The sequence below is a fragment of the Streptomyces sp. 35G-GA-8 genome (assembly GCF_023534745.1).
Lineage (GTDB): Bacteria > Actinomycetota > Actinomycetes > Streptomycetales > Streptomycetaceae > Streptomyces.
This window is the reverse complement of the sequence record NZ_JAMHJQ010000018.1, coordinates 62,846-85,651: the sequence shown is the minus strand read 5'-3', so window position 1 is coordinate 85,651 and position 22,806 is coordinate 62,846. Positions and strand designations below refer to the sequence as shown.

Annotated in this window: 20 protein-coding genes; 7 read left to right on the top strand and 13 right to left on the bottom strand. The window is 71.1% G+C overall.

Annotated elements, in window-relative coordinates; translation table 11 throughout:
• Positions 1 to 97: 97 nt before the first annotated feature.
• Complete coding sequence (locus tag M1203_RS32815; RefSeq protein WP_249953483.1) at positions 98 to 748, bottom strand: response regulator transcription factor; 651 nt, start codon at positions 746 to 748, stop codon at positions 98 to 100.
• Positions 745 to 1,902, bottom strand: a complete 1,158-nt coding sequence (locus M1203_RS32810; RefSeq protein WP_249953546.1) for a sensor histidine kinase — start codon at positions 1,900 to 1,902, stop codon at positions 745 to 747. The genes M1203_RS32815 and M1203_RS32810 overlap by 4 nt, the downstream gene beginning before the upstream one ends.
• 243 nt (positions 1,903 to 2,145) lie before the next feature.
• Here M1203_RS32810 and M1203_RS32805 point away from each other — a divergent pair, with 243 nt between their 5' ends.
• Positions 2,146 to 2,733, top strand: coding sequence for a hypothetical protein (locus tag M1203_RS32805; RefSeq protein ID WP_249953482.1), 588 nt, complete (start codon positions 2,146 to 2,148; stop codon positions 2,731 to 2,733).
• Positions 2,734 to 2,735: 2 nt separating this feature from the next.
• On the opposite strand, the gene M1203_RS32800 is transcribed toward M1203_RS32805, so the two are convergent.
• Entirely contained in the window at positions 2,736 to 3,308 is a 573-nt protein-coding gene (locus M1203_RS32800) for a cob(I)yrinic acid a,c-diamide adenosyltransferase (RefSeq protein WP_249953481.1), read from the bottom strand.
• Between the two features lie 247 nt (positions 3,309 to 3,555).
• Here M1203_RS32800 and M1203_RS32795 point away from each other — a divergent pair, with 247 nt between their 5' ends.
• From M1203_RS32795 to M1203_RS32785, 3 genes are all read left to right on the top strand, one after another.
• Positions 3,556 to 4,404 (top strand): 3-hydroxyacyl-CoA dehydrogenase family protein, encoded by an 849-nt coding sequence (locus tag M1203_RS32795; RefSeq protein WP_249953480.1) that lies wholly within the window; start codon positions 3,556 to 3,558, stop codon positions 4,402 to 4,404.
• Between the two features lie 148 nt (positions 4,405 to 4,552).
• Entirely contained in the window at positions 4,553 to 4,876 is a 324-nt protein-coding gene (locus M1203_RS32790) for an STAS domain-containing protein (protein ID WP_030351976.1), read from the top strand.
• Between the two features lie 205 nt (positions 4,877 to 5,081).
• Positions 5,082 to 7,667, top strand: a complete 2,586-nt coding sequence (locus M1203_RS32785; RefSeq protein WP_249953479.1) for an ATP-binding protein — start codon at positions 5,082 to 5,084, stop codon at positions 7,665 to 7,667.
• Positions 7,668 to 7,700: 33 nt separating this feature from the next.
• On the opposite strand, the gene M1203_RS32780 is transcribed toward M1203_RS32785, so the two are convergent.
• Entirely contained in the window at positions 7,701 to 8,732 is a 1,032-nt protein-coding gene (locus M1203_RS32780; protein ID WP_249953478.1) for a medium chain dehydrogenase/reductase family protein, read from the bottom strand.
• A 232-nt stretch (positions 8,733 to 8,964) separates the two neighbouring features.
• The gene (gene nucS, locus M1203_RS32775) at positions 8,965 to 9,636 is read right to left on the bottom strand and encodes an endonuclease NucS (protein ID WP_193563976.1); all 672 of its coding nucleotides are present in this window, start codon (positions 9,634 to 9,636) and stop codon (positions 8,965 to 8,967) included.
• 212 nt (positions 9,637 to 9,848) lie between these two features.
• On the opposite strand from nucS, the gene M1203_RS32770 reads away from it, so the two are divergent.
• On the top strand, positions 9,849 to 10,241 hold the full coding sequence (locus tag M1203_RS32770) for an SCO5389 family protein (RefSeq protein ID WP_249953477.1): 393 nt from the start codon (positions 9,849 to 9,851) through the stop codon (positions 10,239 to 10,241).
• Between the two features lie 61 nt (positions 10,242 to 10,302).
• On the opposite strand, the gene M1203_RS32765 is transcribed toward M1203_RS32770, so the two are convergent.
• Entirely contained in the window at positions 10,303 to 11,331 is a 1,029-nt protein-coding gene (locus M1203_RS32765) for an LLM class flavin-dependent oxidoreductase (protein WP_249953476.1), read from the bottom strand.
• Between the two features lie 211 nt (positions 11,332 to 11,542).
• Here M1203_RS32765 and M1203_RS32760 point away from each other — a divergent pair, with 211 nt between their 5' ends.
• Positions 11,543 to 11,872 carry an ATP/GTP-binding protein gene (locus M1203_RS32760; protein ID WP_249953475.1) on the top strand — a complete coding sequence of 110 codons (330 nt, stop codon included), beginning with the start codon at positions 11,543 to 11,545 and terminating at the stop codon, positions 11,870 to 11,872.
• Positions 11,873 to 11,903: 31 nt separating this feature from the next.
• On the opposite strand, the gene M1203_RS32755 is transcribed toward M1203_RS32760, so the two are convergent.
• The 7 genes from M1203_RS32755 to mce all read right to left on the bottom strand — a co-directional run bounded on the left by M1203_RS32755 (position 11,904) and on the right by mce (position 21,455).
• Positions 11,904 to 12,782 (bottom strand): ABC transporter permease subunit, encoded by an 879-nt coding sequence (locus M1203_RS32755; RefSeq protein ID WP_249953474.1) that lies wholly within the window; start codon positions 12,780 to 12,782, stop codon positions 11,904 to 11,906.
• Complete coding sequence (locus M1203_RS32750) at positions 12,779 to 13,990, bottom strand: ABC transporter ATP-binding protein (RefSeq protein WP_249953473.1); 1,212 nt, start codon at positions 13,988 to 13,990, stop codon at positions 12,779 to 12,781. The genes M1203_RS32755 and M1203_RS32750 overlap by 4 nt, the downstream gene beginning before the upstream one ends.
• Positions 13,991 to 14,181: 191 nt before the next feature.
• Positions 14,182 to 14,961, bottom strand: a complete 780-nt coding sequence (locus M1203_RS32745) for an ABC transporter permease subunit (RefSeq protein ID WP_249953472.1) — start codon at positions 14,959 to 14,961, stop codon at positions 14,182 to 14,184.
• Position 14,962: 1 nt separating this feature from the next.
• On the bottom strand, positions 14,963 to 15,970 hold the full coding sequence (locus M1203_RS32740) for an ABC transporter ATP-binding protein (RefSeq protein ID WP_249953471.1): 1,008 nt from the start codon (positions 15,968 to 15,970) through the stop codon (positions 14,963 to 14,965).
• 124 nt (positions 15,971 to 16,094) lie between these two features.
• Positions 16,095 to 17,033: a cellulose-binding protein gene (locus tag M1203_RS32735; RefSeq protein ID WP_030351964.1), complete on the bottom strand. Its 939-nt coding sequence runs from the start codon at positions 17,031 to 17,033 to the stop codon at positions 16,095 to 16,097.
• A 114-nt stretch (positions 17,034 to 17,147) separates the two neighbouring features.
• The gene (scy, locus tag M1203_RS32730; protein WP_249953470.1) at positions 17,148 to 20,867 is read right to left on the bottom strand and encodes a polarized growth protein Scy; all 3,720 of its coding nucleotides are present in this window, start codon (positions 20,865 to 20,867) and stop codon (positions 17,148 to 17,150) included.
• A gap of 159 nt (positions 20,868 to 21,026) precedes the next feature.
• Positions 21,027 to 21,455: a methylmalonyl-CoA epimerase gene (gene mce, locus M1203_RS32725; RefSeq protein WP_249953469.1), complete on the bottom strand. Its 429-nt coding sequence runs from the start codon at positions 21,453 to 21,455 to the stop codon at positions 21,027 to 21,029.
• Between the two features lie 145 nt (positions 21,456 to 21,600).
• On the opposite strand from mce, the gene M1203_RS32720 reads away from it, so the two are divergent.
• Complete coding sequence (locus tag M1203_RS32720; RefSeq protein WP_249953468.1) at positions 21,601 to 22,800, top strand: acetyl-CoA C-acetyltransferase; 1,200 nt, start codon at positions 21,601 to 21,603, stop codon at positions 22,798 to 22,800.
• Positions 22,801 to 22,806 lie beyond the last annotated feature (6 nt).

Genomic DNA, 22,806 nt, shown 5'->3' with positions numbered 1-22,806 from the left:
GCTCACCCTGCGACGGCTCACCGCAGTGTGTGCGGTGAGAGTAGGAAGGTCTGGACCACTCGTCAATAGGTCCAGACCAAAGGTGGGGAGCCGCCGGTCAGATTCCCAGCTCCTGGGCGAGTACGGCGGCCTGCACCCGGCTGCGCAGCTCCAACTTGCCCAGCAGCCTGCTCACATGGGTTTTCACGGTCGCCTCGGCCATCGTGAGCCGGGCCGCGATCTGCGCGTTCGACAGCCCCTCGCCCAGGCAGGAAAGCACCTCGCGCTCCCGGCGCGTGAGGACGTCCAGGATCGCCGGGTCGGGGGCGTCGGGTGAGCGTACGGGGGTCGGCACGGCGAATTCGGCGATGAGCCGGCGGGTGACGGCCGGGGCGATCAGGCCCTCGCCGCGCGCCACCGTCCGCACCGCGGCGAGCAGTTCACCCGCCTCCGCGTTCTTCAGCAGAAAGCCCACCGCCCCGGCCCGCAGCGCCCCGAAGACATACTCGTCCAGATCGAAGGTGGTCAGTACCAGCACATCGGCCAGCCGCTCCGCGACCACCTCGCGGGTCGCCGACACCCCGTCGAGCCGTGGCATCTGCACATCCATCAGCACCAGATCGGGCCGCAGCTCCCGGGCCAGCGCGACCGCCTCCTCGCCGTCCGACGCCTCCCCGACGACCTCGATGTCCGGCGCGCTGCGCAGAATGAGCACCAGCCCCGCCCGTACCGCCGACTGGTCCTCCGCGACCAGCACCCGGATCGTCACGCGCTCTCCCGCCCTTCCAGGACGGGCAGTTCGGCCCGTACCAGCCAGATCTTTCCCCCGTCGGCAGCGGTGACGGGACCCGCCTCGAATTCTCCGTCCAGCAGTTCGACCCGCTCGCGCATCCCGATCAGTCCGGCGCCCGACCCCGGCACGCGCGGCCCCGGCCGGTCACCGAACGGGCTGCGGACCTCCACCGTCAGGGCGCGGTCCGACCCGTCCAGCTCGACGGTGGTCGTGCCGGGGACCGCGTGTTTGAGCGCGTTGGTCAGCGACTCCTGAATGATGCGGTACGCGGCCAGATCGATGGGTGTGGGCAGCGCGACGCCCTCGCCGCGCCGGTCGTCCAGGGCGAAGCGCAGTCCGCTGGAGGCGCCGTTCGTACGGGCCTGCTCCACCAGCGAGTCCAGCGCGCGCAGCGTCGGCGCGGCGGACACCGTGCCGCTCCCGTCGCGCTCGCGCAGCAGCCCGATCAGCCGGCGCATCTCGGCCAGCCCCTCCACGCTGTTCTCCCGGATGACGCCGAGCGCGTCCCGGGTCGTGCGCTCGTCGTCCAGCGAGAGCGCGGCCGTCGAGTGGAGGGCGATCGCCGAGAGATGGTTGGCGACCATGTCATGCAGGTCACGCGCCATCCGGGTGCGCTCGGCCGCCACCGCCTGCGTCCGGTCCATCTCGGCCAGCAGAGCGGTCTGCTCGGCCCGCAGCCTGGCCGACTCGGCGGCGTCCCGGTGGTTGCGTACGAGAACACCGGTACTGGCAGGGAAGAAGCTGATCAACGCGGTGACCACACCGATGAGCAGCGCGTCGGGAACGCGCAGCCAGGCGAAGAAACCGATGGTCACCGCGACCGTGATCGCCCCCGTGGTCCAGGGGATCCGGCGGGCGGCGGCCGGTGTCCCGTACAGCACGGCCGCGTACATCACATCCGTGAACATCACGACTGTCGCCAGGCTGCCGGTGGTGAGCTGGTCGGCGATCAGCGCGAGCGTGCCGACGGCCAAGGCGGTCGCCGGCGCGGTCCTGCGCAGCAGCTCCACCCCCGCCATGACGGCCAGCGGCAGCAGCACCCAGGCCCCGGGCAGCACGCGGCCCCCCTGGGTGTGCAGACCCGCCGACCACAGGGCGACCCCGCCGAGCAGTCCGGCCAGGGCGATCATCGCGTCCACGCGGTGCGGCCGACGGGAGGGGCACCCGGACCCATGGGCGGGGAGGAACACGGCAGATCGGGGGGAAGCGATCATCCCCCCATCAAACACGGCCCGCGCGGCGCCGTCCTCCACAGGGCGGCCGAGGTCCGAGTACATCGAAGGATGCAGTCACGGTTCGTCACTGACGACGACGTGCCGTGCCCGTACGGACGGGAGGCTGGAGCCAACAGGCCAACAGGAAGGAGAGGCACTGTGATCGTCACACTGATCATCGCGTGCGAGATCGGCTTCTGGGTACTGCTGGTCGTCGGGCTGGCCCTGCGTTATCTGGCCAGGATGCCGCGACTGGGCGCGGCGGTCCTGCTGCTGGAACCGCTGCTGGAGGTCGTGTTGCTGGTGGTCACGACCATCGATCTCAAAAACGGCGCGGAGCCGGACTGGAAGCACGGTCTGGCCGCGATGTACATCGGCTTCACGGTCGGCTACGGCCACTACACGATCAAGCGGATCGACGGCTGGTTCGCCCATCGCTTCGCCGGCGGCCCCCCGCCGGTCAAACCGCCGAAGTACGGCATGGCCCGCGCCCGGCACGAGGGCCGGCTGTGGGTCCGTACGGTGGTGGCCGCCGCCGTCGCGGCCGTCCTGCTCCAGATCGCGATCTGGTACGTGGGCGACGCGGGCAACACGGATTCGCTGCTCGCGTGGCAGTTCAACGCGGCCCGCGTCGCCGGTATCCACGGGCTGATCGCCCTGACGTACACACTCTGGCCGAAGAAGCCCCCGGCGGACGACGAACCCGTCCGGGTGGAACGGCCCTCGTCAGTCGGTGAGAAGGGCTGACCTCAGCGCTCGCCGCCCGGGACCCAGAGGACGTCCCCGACCTCCTTGTTCGCCACACGGGCGAGAATGAACAGGAGGTCGGAGAGACGGTTCAGATAGGTCGCCGCCAGCGCGTTCATGGTCTCGCCGTGCGCGTCGAGCGCCGCCCATGTGGAGCGCTCGGCGCGGCGTACCACCGTGCACGCCTGGTGCAGCAGCGCCGCGCCCGGGGTGCCGCCGGGGAGGATGAAGCTGCGCAGCTTCTCCAGCCCCTCCAGGAAGTGGTCGCAGTCCGCCTCCAGCTTGTCGATGTAGGACTGCTCGACCCGCAGCGGCGGGAACTTCGGTGTCTCCACCACGGGTGTGGACAGATCGGCGCCCACGTCGAACAGATCGTTCTGGACCCGGACGAGGACCTTCACGACCTCCGGGGAGAGCTGTCCCAGGGCGATGGCCGTACCGATGACCGCGTTGGCCTCATTGGCGTCGGCGTACGCGGCGATCCTCGGATCGGTCTTGGCGGTGCGGCTCATGTCGCCGAGCGCCGTCATGCCCTTGTCGCCGGTGCGGGTGTAGATGCGCGTCAGATTGACCATATGGCCAGCCTATTCCCGGACACGGGTGCGGTCAGGTACCCGATTCCCGAGGGGAGCGGGCGCCGTGGGGAAAGGTGCTCAAGTACGCGCCGCGCGGCGCCTGATGGGCGCCGCCGGTGTGATGTCCGTCATGTGAGACGTGACGCGCATCTCTTCACCGTCACTTGGCCGTCCGTGACCGCTAATCTCCGATTGTAAACAGGTGTTAAGGCTGAACAGAAGCCGTACAGGAATCATGGGGTGCGTCGTGGCAAGGAAGCTCGCCGTCATCGGGGCCGGACTCATGGGGTCCGGAATCGCGCAGGTCTCGGCGCAGGCGGGCTGGGACGTCGTGCTGCGGGATGTCACCGACGCCGCGCTGGCCCGGGGCATCGACGGGATCAGGGCCTCGTACGGCAAGTTCGTCGCCAAGGGCAAGCTCGAAGAGGCCGACGCCGACGCGGCGCTCGCCCGGATCACCACGACCACCGACCTGGACGCCGCGGCCGACGCGGACATCGTCGTCGAGGCCGTCTTCGAGAAGCTCGACGTCAAGCACGAGATCTTCCGTACGCTCGACAAGCTCGTACGGGACGACACCGTCCTCGCCTCCAACACCTCGGCGATCCCGATCACGAAGATCGCGGCCGTGACCGAGCGCCCGGAACGTGTCGTCGGTACACACTTCTTCTCGCCGGTGCCCATGATGCGCCTCTGCGAGCTGGTGCGCGGCTACAAGACGAGCGACGAAACCCTCGCCACCGCACGGGAGTTCGCCGAATCGGTGGGCAAGACCTGTGTCGTCGTCAACCGCGATGTGGCGGGCTTCGTGACCACGCGGCTCATCTCCGCCCTCGTCGTCGAGGCCGCCAAGCTCTACGAGTCGGGCGTCGCCTCGGCCGAGGACATCGACACCGCCTGCAAGCTGGGGTTCGGCCACGCCATGGGCCCGCTCGCCACCGCCGATCTGACGGGTGTCGACATCCTGCTCCACGCGGCCGACAACATCTACACCGAGTCGCAGGACGAGAAGTTCGCACCGCCGGAGCTGATGCGCCGGATGGTGGACGCGGGTGACATCGGCCGCAAGAGCGGGCAGGGGTTCTACAAGCACTGAGCCGCGCCACCGGTACCCGCACCTCACCCCACAGGGTGAATTCGATATCGGTTCGCTTACAGACGGCAACTTCTTGGGTCGCGCGGCAGTCAGTTGTTGGAAGACAGAACAGACTACGGAGCACGGAAAGCACTCTCGGGGAGCGCATATGCACATCAGGGGCGACCACGCCGAGCTGGTCGTCGGGGGCCGCCTCGACGTACGCAGCGCGGCGGACGCCCGTACGGTCCTGCACTCGGCGGTCGACGACGGCGTCGGCGATCTGGTGCTCGACCTGACCGCACTGGACTCCTGGGACGCCACCGGACTCGGCGTCATCATGGGAGCCCACCGACGCGCGGGGCGGTGCGGCCGTAGGCTTGTGCTGCGCGGTGTCCCGCCGCAGATGCAGCGACTGCTGGTGGCGACCCGACTGCACCGCATTCTCGCCATCGAGGGTGGAATCGCCGCAGAGTCACTTCCTCGGGTCTGACCGTCCCACATCGCACAATTCTCATGAGACCGTGATGTCTTGGACGGCGTGGTACCCCGGCTGCGGGCGGATACCCTGCGGAGGTCTAGGGTTCGGCCGTCTGCCGAATGACTGACCCGTAGACGCAGACACCGGCACCAGAAGCGACAGATGGGTGTGTGAGGCCGGGGGGCATCGCACACCAGGATCTGGGGAGCTTTTCACCATGGACCCGATAGACCGGGGACCGGCAGAGTACGGCCACGACGAACGCGCGGGTGAGGGCGCGGACTCGGCACGTCCGCCGCGCGCCGAGATCGTGCCCGCGGCCACGCCCGCCGCGCCTTCCCATGTCACCCCCGCCCATGTCACCCCTGCCCTGGCGCATCTCAAGGGCGCCGGGCCCGTCACCACCCCGCCGCCCGTCCGCACGGTCCAGCTGATCTCCGGCGAGTACCTGCTCACCGTCAACCCCGTCGACGGCAGCGAGATCGAACTCTGCCCGCCCGGCAGACAGCCCGACGCCCCCGCGCGGCGCACCGCCGCCGAACGCGCCGATGTCCAGCGCGCGGGCCGGCCCTCCGTACCACCGGGACCCGCCGCGCCACCCCTTCCGCTGCTGGAGCGCGGCGAGGAACGCGAGCGGCTGGCGGGGCTGCTGGGGCGCGGCCGGTCCGTACGTCTCACCGGCTCCCCGGGCTCCGGACGTACCGCGCTGCTCGAAGCCGTCGCCGTGGACTGCGCGGACCTCGCGCCCGACGGGGTCGTACGCCTCTCCGGCCACCGCCGCACCACCACCGAGCTGCTGTACGAGCTGTTCGCGGCCGTCCACCACTCCGCGCTCCACCGCCCCGACCGCGCGGAACTGCTCCCACTGGTCCATGAGATCGGCGCGATCGTCGTCCTGGACGATCTGGAGCTCGGCGGGGAGGCGCTGGACGAACTCCTCGCCGCGACCCCCGAATGCGCCTATCTGCTGGCCGCGACGCCCGACACCGACCCGCCCTCCGCGGACGCGGGACTGGAGGAGGTCGCCCTCGGCGGTCTCGGCCGCGGCTCCTCGCTCGAACTGCTTGAGCGCGTCGTCGAACGGGCCCTCACCGACGAGGAGGCGAACTGGGCGGGTGACCTCTGGTTCGAGTCCGAGGGACTGCCGGTGCGCTTCGTCCAGGCGGGCGCGCTGCTGCGGCAGCGCGACCAGCTGCGCGGCAACTCCGAGGCCTCCGACGAGTTCGAGCCCTTCGTACGGCCCTTCGAGCGGAAATCCGACGACGCGTCACCACTCGCCGCCGCCACCCCCGACGGCTACGACATTCCGCTGCCCACCCTCGGCGAGGGCGCCGCGCCCGCCGTCCTGCTCGCCTCCCGGCTGAGCGAGGCCGCCCGCGCCACGCTGCGCTTCGCGGTCGCGCTCGGCGGTGAGGTCCCGCACCAGGCGCATCTGCCGGCGCTGGTGGGCGACACCCACGCGGACGCCGCACTCGGCGAGCTGATGAGCTGCGGCCTGCTCACCCCGGTCGGCGCGCGCTACCGGCTCGCGCCTGGCGTCGCCACGCAGTTGGAGGCGAAGGGTTACGCGGACGACGCCGTGGCCCACGCGCACACCGCCGCCCAGCACTACGCCTGGTGGGCGGGGCACCCCTCGGTCACCCCCGAACGCGCGGCGGCGGAGGCGGACGCGATCCTCGCGGCGATGGGCCCGCTGGTCCCGGGTCAGGAATCGGGACACCCGAGCGCGGCCGTCCTGCTGGCCCGCAGCGCCGCGCCCGCCTTTCTGGCCGGGCTCCACTGGGGCGCCTGGGAGCGTGTGCTGCGGTCCGGCTCCGAGGCCGCCAGGATCGCCGGAGAGGTCGCGGAGGAGGCGTACTTCCACCACGAGTTGGGCATCCTCGCGCTCTGCGTGGGAAACCTGGAGCGGGCCCGCGCGGAGCTGGAGGCGTCGATCGGTATGCGCGGGGCCGTCGCCGACAAGGTCGGTACGGTCGCGGGACGCAGGGCGCTGGCACTGGTCAGTGACCGCGAGACCGAACGGCCCGGCACGTCCGCGCCGCTTGTGCTGCCCGCGTTGCCGACGGGCGCGGAGGGGCCGCCGGCGTTGGGCCCGGGACCGGCCTTCGCTCCCGACGCGGCCCCGGCCCCGGGCGAGAGCGAGACGCTGGTCACCCGGCGCGAGTCCCCGGTGCCCGGACCCGGCCCCGGCCCCGGACCCGGCACCGCTCCGCTGCCCGCGCCCCACCGTCGCCGCGGCCCTGTCTTCGGCGCCCGCCGCAACCTGGTCGCGGCGGGAGCGGGCGCGGTGCTCGCGGCCGTTCTGGGCACGGTGGTGACGCTGGGCGCGACCTCGGGCAGCGACAACACCCCGTCGGACAACGTCCGTACGGGACAGTCCCCGGACGCGGACAACGGCGGCGACGACCTGCCGGCCGACCAGCCCGTCGACGACGTGCCCCCGAACCCGGACGTCCAACTGCCCGCACCCAGCGCCTCCGGCAGCGCCGCTCCGACGGACAGCGCGAGCCCTTCCGAATCGGCGTCCCCCTCGGGCACCCCGTCGGACAGCGCCTCGTCCCCCGACGACGACCCCTCGGAGCCCGGCTCCCCGTCCGAGCCGCCGCCGAAGCCGCCGACCTCGCCGAGCAAGCCGCCGACCAGCTCGTCGAGCCCGCCGCCGTCACCGTCGACGACGCCGAGCGACGACGATCCGACGGGGGATCCCACGGACACCCCGCCACCGCCGTCGTCCCCTCAGACCACGGTGAGCGGCTCGAATCCGGCGGAGTCCGAACCCTCGCCGGATCCGACGGTCGTGTAGGCCGGGGCCAGGGCCCGGTCCTGTCCGGCCGCGCTACGGGGTGAGTACGACCTTTCCGGCGACGGTGCCGGACTCCGCCAGCCGCATGGCGTCGGCGACGCGGGTGAGCGGCAGTTGGGCGGCGATCTGAGCGGTGACATCACCGCGCCGGAAGGCGGCGAAGACCTCGGTCAGGTCGGCGCGCAGCCGGGCCCGGAACCGGTCCTTGGCCAGGGCGCGTCCGGCCCAGACGTTGAAGAAGTAGGCACGGCGGCGGTTGGGCAGCGCGTTCCACACCCACACCCGGCCGAGCAGCTTGAACACGGGCCACTGCTTGGACCCTTCGTCGTCCCGGGTGGAGGCGCTGCCGTACGAGACGAGCGTCCCGCCGGGGGCGAGGAGGCTCCAGGAGTCGACGATGCCCCGGCCGCCGACATGGTCGAAGACGGCGTCCACCCCGCCGGGGGCCAGCTCGCGGATCCGCGCGGTGACGTCCTCGGTGCGGTAGTCGACGGGCGTGACGCCCCGTTCCCGCAGGGCGTCGTGGTGGCGGGCGGACGCCGTGCCGATCACCTCCACCCCGGCGGCGTGGGCGAGTTGGACCAGGACCGAGCCGACGCCGCCGTTGGCGCCGTGCACCACGATGGTCTGCCCCGCGCGGACGCGTGCCCTGCGGTGCAGCATCTGCCAGGCGGTGATGCCGTTGACCACCAGGGTCTCCGCCTCGGCCGCGCCGATCCCGGCGGGAACCTCGACGGTGTCCGCCGCGTCGACGCGCACATGGCTGGCCCAGCCGCCGACCTTGACCAGCGCGGCCACCCGGGTGCCGGCCACACCGGGCCCGACCCCCTCGCCGGTCGCCACCACCGTGCCGACCAGGTCGTAGCCGGGCACGAAGGGGAACGCCGGCTGGTCGTAGTACCTGCCGCGGCGCATCTGCTGCTCGGCGAAGGAGACCCCGGTCGCCTCCATCCGGATCACGACCTGTCCCGGGCCCGGGGTGGGGACGGTTCCGCGCCGGATCCGCAGCCCTTCCGGCTCCACCTTGCCGGGCAGGATGACTTCGACCAGTTCTTCGGGGTTCATGACGACCTCCACCGCGCACTCCGTTGGGTTACTCACTCTCGCGTTCGTTATAAGTTATAACCAGTACGGAAGGGGAGTGTCAACAGGTTTCGCGATAGCCTCTAACTAAAGCGAGAAGTGTGATGGCGTGGATGCGGAGAGGGGCGCGCGGGCGCGGACATGAGAGAGGGCCCGGGCGCGGCATCGGCCGAGCGCTCGGGCCCCTCGTCACGGGACGGCGGTGAACTCCCCGTCAGAACAACCGCAACTTGTCGTCCTCGATGCCCCTCATCCCGTTGTAGTCCAGCACCACGCATCCGATGCCCCGGTCCGTCGCCAGCACCCGGGCCTGTGGCTTGATCTCCTGCGCGGCGAACACCCCCCGCACCGGCGCGAGATGGGGATCGCGGTTCAGCAGCTCCAGGTAGCGCGTCAGCTGTTCCACGCCATCGATCTCACCGCGCCGCTTGATCTCCACCGCGACCGTCACGCCGTCGGCGTCCCGGCACAGGATGTCCACCGGGCCGATGGCCGTCGGGTACTCGCGGCGGATCAGTGTGTAGCCCTCGCCCAGCGTCTCGATCCGGTCGGCCAGCAGCTCCTGAAGGTGTGCTTCTACGCCGTCTTTGATGAGGCCGGGATCGACGCCCAGCTCGTGCGAGGAGTCATGGAGGACCTCCTCCATGGTGATGATCAATTTCTCGCCCGCCTTGTTCACGACGGTCCATACGCCGGCGTCCGCGTCGGCGCCTTCCTTCAGTGTGCAGGGCGGTGACATCCAGTTGAGCGGTTTGTACGCCCGGTCATCGGCGTGGATCGACACACTCCCGTCGGCCTTGACCAGGATGAGACGGGGAGCGGAGGGCAGGTGGGCGGTGAGCCGGCCCGCGTAGTCCACGGAGCAGCGGGCAATGACGAGACGCATGGTCGGCAACGCTACTCGACTGCCGCCGCCGCGCGCGATTCGCCCCGGAAGCCCCCTTCGTTGTTGGCCGGTTGTGTTCCCATTCTGCTGGTGTGGTCCGGACAGCGCGCCTAACGTGGATGCAGGAGGTCGCCGGTCGTGCACGCTGCGTCGTCGTCGCCTCCTTCCCTGCCCGTAAGACCCCGCCTCCCGGGGTCGCGAGAGGAGAACCCATGTCGCTCGACGTCTCACCGGCGCTGTTGGATCAGGCCGAGCGAGGCGAGGTCGATGAAGCGGCTTTCGTCGACTGCGTCCGGACCTCCCTGCCCTACGCATGGGAGATGATCAGTTCTCTGGTGGCACAGCTGAAGGTGGACGGTGGACAGTTCGCCGACAACCAGACGCCCCCGCCGGACGAGCAAGCACGTGGTCAGCTGTTGCGCGCGCTCGCGAGTGATGCCATTCGCGGTGCGCTGCAGCGTCACTTCGGGGTGCGTCTCGCATTCCAGAACTGCCACCGTGTCGCGGTGTTCCCGTTGGACTCCACGGTCGATGAGCGGCTGGCCCTCTTCACCTCGGTGCGGGCCCAGTTGCTCAATCAGTCACCCGAACTCCGGGACTGCTGACGCCTCTTGCTGCCGCTCCGCATCGCGCCCCGGCTGCACGGTGTCGGAGCGGCAGCGTCCCTCAGGCGAGTTGGGGCAGTACGTCCGCGCCCAGCCGCCGTACGTTCTCCTCCGTTGTCGCCAGATCGCCCGAGCCCTCCACGAGCAGGGCGAAGCGGGTGATGCCGGTGCGCTCCGCGGTGGCCGCGAGACGGTCCGCGGCCAGCCGGGGCGGGCCCACCGGGTGGAGAGCGCAGAGCAGTTCGGTGTACTCCACGGGGTCCCGCATCGGTCGGACTCTTCCGTCGACCGTGACATGGGCGCCGAGGCCCTGGCGCAGCCAGCCGGGCATCGCCTTGACGAGCGTCTCGGTCGCCTCCGCGCGGCCGTCGCCGATCTGCGCCACCCCGGCCGACACATGCGCCGCGCCGTCGATCTCGCCGGCCGTACGGCCCGCCGCGCGCGCGTGCGTACGCCACAGGGCGACCATCTCCGCCTTCTCCTCGTCGCCGCAGTGCATGCCGAGCAGCATCGGCAGACCGTGCTCGGCGGCCAGTCTGACGCTCTTGGGCGAGGTGCAGGCCATGACCGTCTCGGGGCCCGTGTTCGGCTCGATCAGCTCGTCGGGGCGCGGTACGACGGGGACCTCGCGGAAGCGGAAACGTTCCCCCGATGCCCCCACACTCGGCTCGCGCAGCCAGCGCAGCAGCAGGGCGAGGGATTCCGGGAAGTCCTCCTCGTAGGCGCTCAGACCCGTGCCGAAGACCTCCAGGTCGACCCAGGGGCCGCCGCGTCCCACACCGAGCGTGAACCGGCCGCCGGAGACGAGATGCAGCAGCGTCGCCTGCTCGCCGAGGGCCACCGGATGTACGTTCGGCAACACGCTGACCGCCGTTCCCACCCGGATGTGTCGGGTTCGGCCGAGCAGCACTCCGGCCAGGGTCACGGCCGACGGACAGACGCCGTACGGCACGAAATGGTGCTCGGCGAGCCAGACCGAGTCGAGCCCGGATTCCTCCGCCAACTCCGTGGTGCGCACCGCCCGGTGCAGCGCCTCCCCCTGTCCCTGGCCCGGGAACTGGGCGGCCAGTACAAAAGCTCCCACACGCATCGCCTTCTGCCTCCTTGCGGCCGACGCGACTCCCCCTGCCTGGCAACAACGTCTGACACGTGCCAAGGGCACGGCCCTCTTGGGAAATTCTTGCGATTGTCCGGTCAGTGCCTTTCCCGCCCCGGACGGACCAGGGCCGCGAGGGGCGTGTACCCCGTGTCGCGGGCCGTAGGCTGGAGGGAACCGTGCTGTCTGCCCCGTGAGGTGTCCTGTGTCCCCGCGCCGCAACCGCCCCCGAGGCGGCGAGAACCCGACCGAGCGAGCAGGCGAGGCGGGGGACCGGTACGGCGGCTTCCAGCGGTCCGAGTCCTGGCAGGGCGAGGGCTGGTCGGTGCGCCATGTCGCCGGGGCCAGCGCCGAGGGCAAGCGCTATCGCTGCCCCGGCTGCGACCAGGAGATCCCCGGCGCGGTGCCGCATGTGGTGGCCTGGCCGGAGTACGGCGGTGTCGATGACCGGCGGCACTGGCACCAGGCGTGCTGGAACGCGAAGGACCGCCGCACCACGCGGGTGCAGCGGTCCCGTAACGCACCGAAGTACTGAGCGAGGCGGCGACGCGGCGACGCGGGACCGCTCAGACGTCCCGCTTGTCCAGCGCGAAGTACGCCGCCGCCAACGCGATCGCCGTCACGCCCAGCAGAAGCCACAGCGGCTCCCAGCCCGAAGGCCCGGAGACGCGGACGCCGTCGCTGTAGAACGCCGCCATCTGGTTCGGGATCGAGTAGTCGAACAGGCTCTCGCGCAGCGCCGTGAGCGAGTCCGAGAACATGAACATCGCCAGCACGAGCGGCAGCAGCACCACACCGATCATGACGGTGATCGCTCCGGCGGAGTGCCGGATCAGCGTGCCGACCGCCAGCGAGAGCAGTCCGAGCGTCGCCAGATAGAGGCTGACCCCGGCCGTCGCCAGCAGCCAGCCCCGGGCGTCGGGCGACTCCGCGCCCACGATCGAGACCTGGAGCGCCGCGACGGTCATCGTGACCACCATCGAGATCACGAAGACCAGCAGGAAGAAGACCAGCGACTTGGCCGCGAGCACCCGGCCCCGGCTCGGGCACGCGGTGAGGGTCGTACGGATCATGCCCGTGCCGTACTCCGACGCGATCGTCAGCACGCCCAGCGTGATCACGCACATCGAGCCGAGCAGCACACCGAAGAAGCCGAGGGAGAGCGCGTCCTGGCCGCTGGGGGTCGCCGGGTCGCTCGAAACGGTGGAGACCAGCAGGGCCGCGAGCAGTCCGATGCCCAGCATGAGCACGACCATGACGCCGAGGGTCCACATCGTGGACCGTACGGAACGCAGCTTGGTCCACTCGGAGGCGAGGGCGTCGCCGAGATGTGTCCGGCGGACCGGGATCGGCGAGGTGTAACCGGCCGTGGGGCCGCCGCCCTGCCACTGCGCGGTCCGCTGTGACGTCGGGGGCTGCGGAGGCTGCTGGTACGGGGTCGTCATCGGGCGTCCTCGTTGCTGTCGCGCTTCGTCATGTCTGCGGCGGAAGCCGCCGCGGGAGCGGCCGACGGTGCGGACGCGGGTGGGGGTGTGGACGCGGGGGCCGGCGCGGGTGCCGACGCCGGTGCCTGTGCCGTCGCCGAGGCCGGGGGAGCGCCCGCGTACGGGTTGGCTCCGGGCGGCGGCGGGGCGTACCAGCCCTGCTGCGGCACCTCAGGGACGACGGGCGCCGCGGAGGCCCCCGGCGGCCCGTAGCCGGGCTGATAGGGCGGCTCGAAGCCCTCCAGCGCGTCGGCCGTCGAACGGTAGTCCACGGCGCTCTGGGTCATCCGCATATACGCCTCCTCCAGCGACGCCTGGTGCGGCGAGAGCTCCCAGAGCCGTACCTCCGCCTCGTGCGCCAGATCACTGATCCGCGACAGCGCCAGCCCCGTGATCCGCAGCGCCCCGTCCGGCTCGGACAGCACCTGGCCGCCCGCCTCGGCGAGCGCCGTGGTCAGCTTCTCGCGCCGCTGCGGATCGGTCTCCGGCGTACGCACCCGCGCGAAGTCCGCGGAGTTGGCCGAGATGAAATCCTTGATCGTCATATCGGCCAGCAGCTGACCGCGGCCGATCACGATCAGATGGTCGGCGGTCACCGCCATCTCGCTCATCAGATGGGACGAGACGAAGACGGTACGGCCCTCGGAGGCCAGCTGCTTCATCAGATTCCGGACCCAGAGGATGCCCTCGGGGTCGAGCCCGTTCACCGGCTCGTCGAACAGCAACACCTGCGGATCGCCGAGGAGCGCCGCCGCGATACCGAGCCGCTGGCCCATACCGAGCGAGAAGCCCTTGGAACGCTTCTTGGCCACGCCCTGGAGACCGACGACCCCGAGGACCTCGTCGACCCGGGCGGCCGGGATCCCGGAGAGCTGGGCCAGCGACAGCAGGTGATTGCGCGCGCTGCGCCCGCCGTGCACGGCCTTGGCGTCCAGCAGCGCGCCCACCTGGCGCGGTGCGTTCGGGAGCTGCCGGAAGGGATGCCCGCCGATCCGCACCTGGCCGGCGGTCGGCCGGTCCAGCCCGAGGATCATCCGCATCGTCGTCGATTTGCCGGAACCGTTGGGGCCCAGGAACCCGGTGACGTATCCCGGCCGTACCTGGAAGGAAAGGTTGTACACGGCCGTCTTGGCGCCGTAGCGCTTCGTCAGGCCGACTGCCTCGATCATTCTCCAGCCCCATCGACAGGTCAGGTCGTCGGGGCAGTGGCCGTTCCTGACCTGAAGCCCCCGTAAGAGTTACGAGGATATCCGTGCCTTGACGGTTCCGGCCAAGTCGTTACGACGGGGCGTCGCCGGGTGATTTCCTCGTACGAGATGCCGCGGAGCGCCGCGACGAGCGGAGTCCCCACGGCCCGAGCCTACGCGTCGCGCTTCTTGAGGACCGCGTATCCGCCCGCCAGCGCCGCCACCACCCACAGGGCCATGATCCCGAGACCGGCCCAGGGTCCGTAGGGGGCCGGGCTGGCGCTCAGCGCGTTCGGGACGACCTGGGTGATCTGGCGGCCGGCCTGATCGGGGAAGTACCGGGCGACCTCCTTGGCGCCGGGAACGGCCGCCAGGATCTGCGAGACCAGGAAGAAGAACGGCATCAGGATGCCGAGCGAGAGGACGGAGCTGCGCAGCATCGCCGCCACCCCCATCGAGAAGAGCGCGATCAGCGTCATGTACAGCCCGCTGCCGATCACCGCGCGCAGCACGTTCGGCTCGCCGATGGTCGTACCGTGCTCGCCGAGCAGCGCCTGGCCCACGAAGAACGCGAGGAATCCGGTCAGCACCCCCACCACCAGCGCCAGCACCCCGGCCACCAGGATCTTGCAGAGGAGAAACGTGCCGCGCCGCGGCACGGCGGCCAGCGAGGTGCGGATCATGCCCGAGGAGTACTCGGAGCCGACCACCAGCACCCCGAAGACCACCATCGCCAGCTGACCGAGGACCATCCCCGAGAAGCTGGTGTACGTCGGGTCGAAGGTGGCCCGCTCCTCCGCGGAGAGATCACCGAACTGCGAGTTCAGCACCGCGGACAGCGCGGCGCCCAGCGCCACGGTCACCACCAGGGCGCTGATCAGCGTCCAGGTCGTCGAGGAGACCGTACGGATCTTGGTCCACTCGGACCGGAGGACCGCCGTTACCGATGCCATGTCAGATCCCCTCGCCGCGCCGGTCGTCGCCCCGGTCCGCGCCCGGGGCCGCGCCCGGGTCCGCTCCCCATCGGGGGCCCGCGGGCGTCGGCCCGCCACCGGGGCCGGCGTGGGCGTGATACTCCACCGACTCCGCCGTCATCCGCATGAACGCCTCTTCGAGCGAGGCGCGCTGGGAACTCAGCTCATGCAGCACGATCCCGTGCCGCGCGGCCAGTTCCCCCAGCTCCTCGGTGGACGCGCCGTCGATCTCCAGTACGCCATCCTCGGCCTCGACCACCGTGAACCCCGCGTCGCGCAGGGCGTCTTCGAGCCGCCCGCGCTCCGGCGAACGCAGCCGCGTGTAACTGCGGGAGTTCTCGCGGATGAAGTCGGCCATCGAGGTGTTCGCCAGCAGCCGGCCCTGACCGATCACGATCAAATGGTCGGCGGTCAGCGCCATTTCACTCATCAGATGGCTCGAAACGAAGACGGTGCGTCCCTCGCGGGCCAGAGCCTTCATCAGATTGCGTACCCAGTGGATGCCTTCGGGGTCCAGACCATTCACCGGTTCGTCGAACATCAGGATCTCGGGATCACCCAGGAGCGCGGAAGCGATCCCGAGCCGCTGCCCCATTCCGAGAGAGAAACCTTTCGGCTTCTTCTTCGCGACGGCGCTCAGTCCGACCATGTCCAGCACCTCGTCCACCCGGCTCGCCGGGATGCGATTGCTCTGCGCCAGACCCAGAAGATTGTTGTACGCGGTGCGGCCGCCATGCATCGCCCTCGCCTCAAGCAGCGCCCCGATGTGCTTGAGCGGCTCCGCCAGCTCGCGGTAATGCCTGCCGTCGATCCGTACCGAACCACTGGTCGGATTGTCGAGATCGAGCATCATCCGCATCGTGGTCGACTTGCCCGCGCCGTTGGGGCCGAGAAAACCCGTCACCACCCCCGGCCGCACCTGGAAGGAGAGCTGATCGACCGCCACCTTGCGGCCGAAGCGTTTGGTGAGCCCGTGGACCTCGATCATGCGGACCAACCTAGGGGGGCACGAAGCCCCCCGCCACCGGAGTGACGGGGGGCTTGGCGCGATCGTTATCCGACGCGATCCCTACCGACCGGCGAAGCGCCACCGGCCGGACGGTCGCCCCGGCTCAGCGGGACTGCTGGGCCGGGACGCCGCGCGAGATCGGCTCGTCGTCGGCCGGGGTGCCGGCGGCGGCCACCGCGGCACCGGTCAGCGTGGCCAGCATCTCGCGGACGTTGGTCAGCTGGGCGTTGATCGAGTCGCGGCGGTTGGTGAGCGCCGCCAGCTCGCGCTCCGACTCGCTGCGGATCCGGTCGGCCTTGGCGTTCGCGTCCGCCACGATGTCCTCGGACTGACGCTGGGCCGTCTCGACGGTCTGACGGGCCCGGCGCTCCGCGTCCGTGCGCAGCTTCTCGGCCTCCAGACGCAGCTGCTCGGCGCGGTGCTCGATCTCGGCCAGACGCTTCTCGGCCTTCGCCTGACGCGACGCCAGATCGCGCTCCGACTGCTCACGCCGCTTGGCGAGGTTCGTCTCGAAGTCCGCGGCGGCCTGGGCGGCCTTGGCGCGGGTCTCCTCGAAGAGCGCGTCGGCCTCCTCGCGCTTGGACTGCGCGTCCTTCTGCGCCTCCGAGCGCAGCGTGGCGGCGTCGCCCTTCGCCTTCTCGACGATACGGACGCCCTCGTCCTCGGCCTTGGCCTTGCGCTCGGACGCGAACGACTCGGCGTCGTTGCGCACCTGCTGCGCCGCCGACTCGGCCAGCTCGCGGTGCTGCTCGGCCGCGCGGCGGGCCTCCTCGCGCAGGTCCTTCGCCTCCTCCTCGGCGAGGCGGAGGATCTTCTCGACGCGGGCACCGAGCCCGGCGTACGACGGCTCCGCGTCGCTGACCTGGGCCTGGGCGTTCTGCGTTTCGAGGTGGAGCTCCTCGATGCGCTTTTCCAGAGAGGTGATGCGGGCCAGAGCACTGTCACGGTCGGCGACGAGTTTGGTAATGCGGTCGTCCACCTGACCGCGGTCGTAACCACGCCGCACGAGCTCGAAGCCGAATGGGGAGGAAGTGTCGCTCATGGGGTTCCTGTCGAATGAGACCGGTGAGGTGATAGGGGGAATCCTAGGGGCCAAAGCGGCGTGTCATCGAGCTGATGCGGGTTTGATATGGAGAATGTCCAGCCTTTTGAGTGGCTAGCTGTCGGAAGACTTGCCACTCGAACGGGTGGTCCCCGCCGCCGCACCCGCCTTGACGGGGTTGTCCTTCGCGGGCACGGAAGGTGCCTCGAATGACTCCAGCGCTTCGAGTACGTCCTGAACACGGGAGATCTCGGCCTGGATGTCCTCTCGTCTGCGGACCAGTACATCGAGTTCGCGCTTGCCCTCGTCGACTGTCTGTTTGGCCTGTTGAGCGGCGTCCGCGCGCAGCTTCTCGGCCTCCCTGACGAGTTCGCCCTTCTTCAGCTCGGCTTCCTTGAGCAGCCCCTCGGCCTTCTTCACGGCGGCGATACGGACCTTGCTCGCCTCCGAATTGGCCTCGGCCACCAGCTCCTTGGCCTTCGCCTCGGCCTCGGCGCGCTGCTCATTGGCCGCCTTCATCAGGTTGTCGACACGCTCTCCCGCCGTTCTCAGCTGCTCGGACGTCTCGCGCCTGGCCCGCTCGTGCAGCTGCTCGATCTCGCCCTCGACGCGGACACGAAGCTCCTCGGCCCGGTCCCGGACGGCTGTCGCGTCCCGGCGCGCTCCGACGAGCAGTTCGTCCGCGTCCGTACGGGCCCTCTCCACCAGGGAGTTGCCCTCGACGGTGGCGTCCGCGGTGATACGGCCCGCCTCCTTGCGGGCGGCCCCCACCATCGTATCGGCCTGCGTCTCGGCCTCGGTGGCGGCCCGAAGCGCCTCTTCCTGGGCCTTGTTGATGAGCTGGTCGGCCTGTTCGGCGGCGTCCGCGCGGCGCTTGGCCGCGTCCTTGCGCGCCTCGTCCAGGAGCCAGTCCGTCTCCTCCTGGGCCTCGGTCCTGAGCCGTTCCGCGGCGGCCTCGGTGTCCCGCTTGAACTGCTCGGCCTCGACCCGCAACCGCTCGGCCGCCTGCTGCGCGGCGCCCACCGTCTCCGCGGCCTCCGCGCGCATCCGCTCGGCCTCACCGGTGGCCTCGCCGATGAGCCGGTCGGCCTGGCCCGCCGCGTCGCCACGCATCCGGTTGGCGTCCTCACGGGCCTCGGCGCGGGTGCGGGACGCGTCCTGCTCCGCCGACGCGAGCGAGTTCGACGCCTCGGTCCGCACCCGCTGCGCGTACTCGGCGGTGTCGGCGCGCAGCCGCTCCGCCTCGGCGATTGCCTCGCCCACGGTGCGCTCCGCGAGCACCTGCGCGGCGTCCGACTCCTCCTGCGCCCGCGCCCGGACCCGGTTGGCGTCCTCGGTGGCGCGCTCCCGCTCCGCGTACGCGTCCGCGCGTACCCGGTCGGCCTCCTCCTGCGCCTCGGTCCTCGTCCGCTCGGCCGCGTGCTCGGCGGCGGCCCGCAGCCCGGTGACCTCCTGCTCGGCCTGGTCCTGGAGACCGGCGACGGCGTCCCGTACCTGCTGTGCGGTCTGCTCGGCGGCGGCCACCAGCTCCGTGGCGCGGTAGTCCGCCTCCGAGACCAGCCGCTGTGCCTCGGTCTGGGCCTCCTCGACCCGGTTGCGGGCCGAGGCGAGCAGCTCCTCGCTCTGCTCACGGGCCCGCTCGCGCTCCTGGTCCGCCTCGCCGCGGGCGGCCGTCAGCGTCTCCTCGGCCTCGCGGCGGCGGCGGGTCGCCTCCTCCTGCGCGGCGTCCAGCGCCTCGGCGGCCTCGGTGCCCACCCGCTCGGCCGCGGCGGCGGCCTCGGCCCTGATCCGGTCCGCGCTCTCCTGCGCCTCGGTCTTGAGCCGCTCCGCCTCCGTGGCGGCCTCGGACCGCAGCCGTACGGCCGCGTTCTCCGCCTCGGCGCGGGACTGCGAGGCGTCGGCGGCGGCCTCGTCACGCAGCCGCTCCGCCTCCTGCTCCGCCTGTGCCTGGAGCGTACGGATCCGCTCGGCGGCCTCGGCGCGCAGCCGGTCGATGTCCTCGGCGGCCTCCCGCCGGATCCGCTCGCTCTCCGCGCGGGCTTCGGCGAGCGCCTCCTCGGCGGAGGACAGCCGCTGCTCGGCCTCCGTGTGCAGCCGTGTCAGCTCGCCGGCGGCCTCGTCCTTACGGGACCTGACGCCCCGCTCGGTCTCCTCGCGCAGCTCGGCCGCGGCCTGCTCGGCGGCGGCCTTGGTGGCCTCGGCCTGCTCCTCGCCCTCGGCGCGCAGCGCCTCGGCCTCGGCGCGGGTGCGCTCCAGGGTCTCCTCGGCCTGCCGGCGCAGCGTCGTGGCGCGCTCGATGGCCTCGGTGCGTACCCGCTCGCTCTCCGTGGTGGCGCCGGAGCGCAGCTCGTCGGCGTCCGCCTTGGCCTTCGTCAGCAGTTCCTCGGCGGACCTGGCCGCCTCCTCGATCTGCTGGACGGCCTCGCGGCGCGCCTCGCCGCGGATCCGCTCGCCCTCCGCGACCGCGTCGGCCCGCAGCTGCTCGGCCTCGCCGCGCAGCCTGCGGGCCTCCTCCTGGAGCTCGACCGTCTTGGCGCGGTACTCCTTGGTGTCGTCCTTGGCCGCGCCCTTGAGCTGGTCGGCCTGTTCCGCCGCCTCGCCGCGCAGCCGGTCCGCCTCGGCCTCGGCCTCGCGGCGGATCCGCTCGGCCTCCTCGCTCGCGGACTTGGTGGTGGCCTTCGCGTCGTCGGACGCCTTGGTCAGCACCTCCTCGGCGGTACGGGCCGCCTTGGCCAGCTGGGCCGCGGTGTCCTCGGCGGCGACCGTACGGGCCTTCTCGGCGGCCTCCGCGACCAGCTTCTCGGCCTGCGCGCGGGCGTCGGCGAGCGCCTGCTCGGCCTCGGCCTTGGTGGCGTCGGCCTCCTTGGTGGCCTCACCGACCAGCCGGGCGATCTCCGATTTGGCGGTACGGGTGCGCTGCTCGTTCTGTGACTCGGCCGCGGCCACCCGCTTGACCGCGGTCTCCTTGGCCTCCGCGGCGATCTTCTCCGCCTCGGCGCGGGCCTCCCGCAGCCGCTCCTGCGCCTCCTGCATCCGCTGCTCGGCCGCGCGGCCCAGCTCGGCTGCCTGCTGGCGGGCCTGGTCGGCCTCGGCGGTGGTGGACGTACGCAGCTGCTCGGCGTGGCTGGTGGCCTCCTGCGCCTGCGAGGAGGCGGCGTTCAGCAGCCGCTCGGCGTCCCTGCGGGCCCGCAGCAGGATCGCTTCCGCTTCGGAGCGGGTCGCCTCGGACTCCGCGCCCAGCCGCCGCCGCGCCTCCTCGGTGACCCGGGCGGCCTCCGCGCGGGAGGCGGCCAGGGACTGCTCGGCCTCGGCACGGGACTCGTCGAGCAGCCGGCGGGCCTGGGATTCGGTACGGGCCCGCAGCTGCTCGGCCCAGGCGACGTTCTCGTTGACATGCGACTCGACGGTCTGCCGGCGCTCGGCCAGCTCCTGGTCGAGCCGCTGCCTGCGCTGGACGGCCTCGGCGTGCAGCTCGGCCTGGAGCCTGGCCTGGTGCTCGGCGTGCTCCTGGAGGATGCGCTGTGTCTGGGCGCGCGCGTCCCGCAGCTCGCGCTCGGCGTCCGCGCGCATCTGCTCCGCCTGCATCTGGGCGTTGCGCAGGTGCTGTTCGGCCTGATAGCCGAGGTCCCCGCTGTCGTACGACGAGGGACGGGTCGCCAGCGCACGGCGTGCCTCGTGGAGCTTGGCGCGCAAGACCTCGACCTGGTAACCGAGGTCCTCGGCGTGCTGGACGGCCTTCTCCCGCGCGGTCTTCAGCCGGTCCATCTCGGCTTCGAACCGCGAGAGGTGGTCGTCGTCAGCTCGGTGGCTCTCCTGGCGTTCGTAGCCCCGCACTGCGCGGTCCCATCCGTCCCCTGGTCGCAACTGCCCAATCGAGCACCGTTCGCGGCGAACGGCCCCCCGGGGAATGGTGACAGATCTACGGCAGGGGCGCGGCCCCGGCCCGGCCCCGGCCCGGAGCGCCCCACTCTACCGGGCCGGGAATCCTTAAGGTCAGTGCTCCGGGCGGGAGGTGACCAGTTCCGTGAGTACGCCGTGGCAGTCCTTGGGGTGGAGGAACGTGATGCGGGAGCCCATGGAGCCGGTGCGCGGCTCGTCGTACAGAACGCGTACGCCCTTGTCACGGACCGACTGGGCGTCACCGTCGACATCCGCCGTACCGAACGCGATGTGGTGAACACCCTCGCCGTTCTTCGCCAGCCATTTCCCGACGGGCGAATCCTCCCGGACGGGTTCGAGGAGCTGGAGGTACGAAGCCCCGCCGTCGGACGTCTCGTTGATCTTGAGCATGGCCTCCCGTACGCCCTGCTCCTCGTTGACCTCGGTGTGGAAGACCTCGAAGCCGTAGGTCGCCCGGTAGAACTCGACGGTCTTGTCGAGGTCGAAGCAGGCGATTCCGATGTGGTCGATTCGCGTCAGCATGGGGACAGTGCAGCGGTACCGCGGTGATTACGCAACGTGCGCGCGATCACACGCGCTGCCTGGTGACCCGTGGGAGAACGGCTCAGTACATTGAAAGTAAACCCTCGTTCACTCCTCAAGCTGTACGCAAAGGGGATCGCGTCTCATGTCGGATACGAACACCACCACGTCTGTGATCGTCGCGGGCGCCCGCACCCCCATGGGGCGGCTCCTGGGCTCGCTGAAGTCCTTCTCCGGCGCGGAGCTGGGCGGCTTCGCGATCAAGGCGGCGCTGGACCGGGCCGGGATCAGCGGCGACCAGGTGCAGTACGTGATCATGGGCCAGGTGCTCCAGGCCGGGGCAGGGCAGATCCCGGCACGTCAGGCCGCGGTCAAGGGCGGCATCCCGATGAGCGTCCCCGCGCTCACCGTCAACAAGGTCTGTCTCTCCGGACTCGACGCGATCGCGCTGGCGGACCAGCTGATCCGCGCCGGCGAGTTCGAGGTGGTGGTCGCGGGCGGCCAGGAGTCGATGACCAACGCCCCGCACCTGCTCCCCAAGTCCCGTGAGGGCTACAAGTACGGCGCCGTGGAGATGCTCGACTCCATGGCGTACGACGGGCTGACGGACTCGTTCGAGGACATCGCCATGGGCGCCTCGACGGAGAAGCACAACACCCGGCTGGGTATCGCGCGCGCCCCTCAGGACGAGTTCGGCGCGCTCTCCCACCAGCGGGCCGCGGCGGCACAGAAGAACGGTGTCTTCGAGGCCGAGATCACGCCCGTCGAGATCCCGCAGCGCAAGGGCGATCCGGTGCTCTTCTCGCACGACGAGGGCATCCGGGCCGAGACGACCGTGGAGTCCCTGGCCAAGCTGCGGCCCGCGTTCGACAAGGACGGCACGATCACGGCCGGCACGTCCTCACAGATCTCCGACGGCGCGGCGGCGGTCGTGGTGATGAGCAAGGCCAAGGCCCAGGAGCTGGGTCTTGAGTGGATCGCGGAGATCGGCGCGCACGGCAATGTGGCGGGCCCGGACAACTCGCTCCAGTCCCAGCCCTCGAACGCGATCCAGCACGCCCTGAAGAAGGAGGGCATCGGCGTCGAGGACCTCGACCTCATCGAGATCAACGAGGCGTTCGCGGCCGTCGCGGTGCAGTCGATGAAGGACCTCGGGGTTTCCCCGGAAAGGGTGAATGTGAACGGCGGCGCGATCGCGCTCGGGCATCCGATCGGCATGTCCGGCGCCCGGCTCGTCCTCCATCTCGCGCTGGAGCTGAAGCGGCGCGGCGGCGGGACCGGTGTGGCGGCGCTGTGCGGTGGCGGCGGCCAGGGTGACGCGCTGATCCTGCGCGTCGCCAAGTAGGAACCG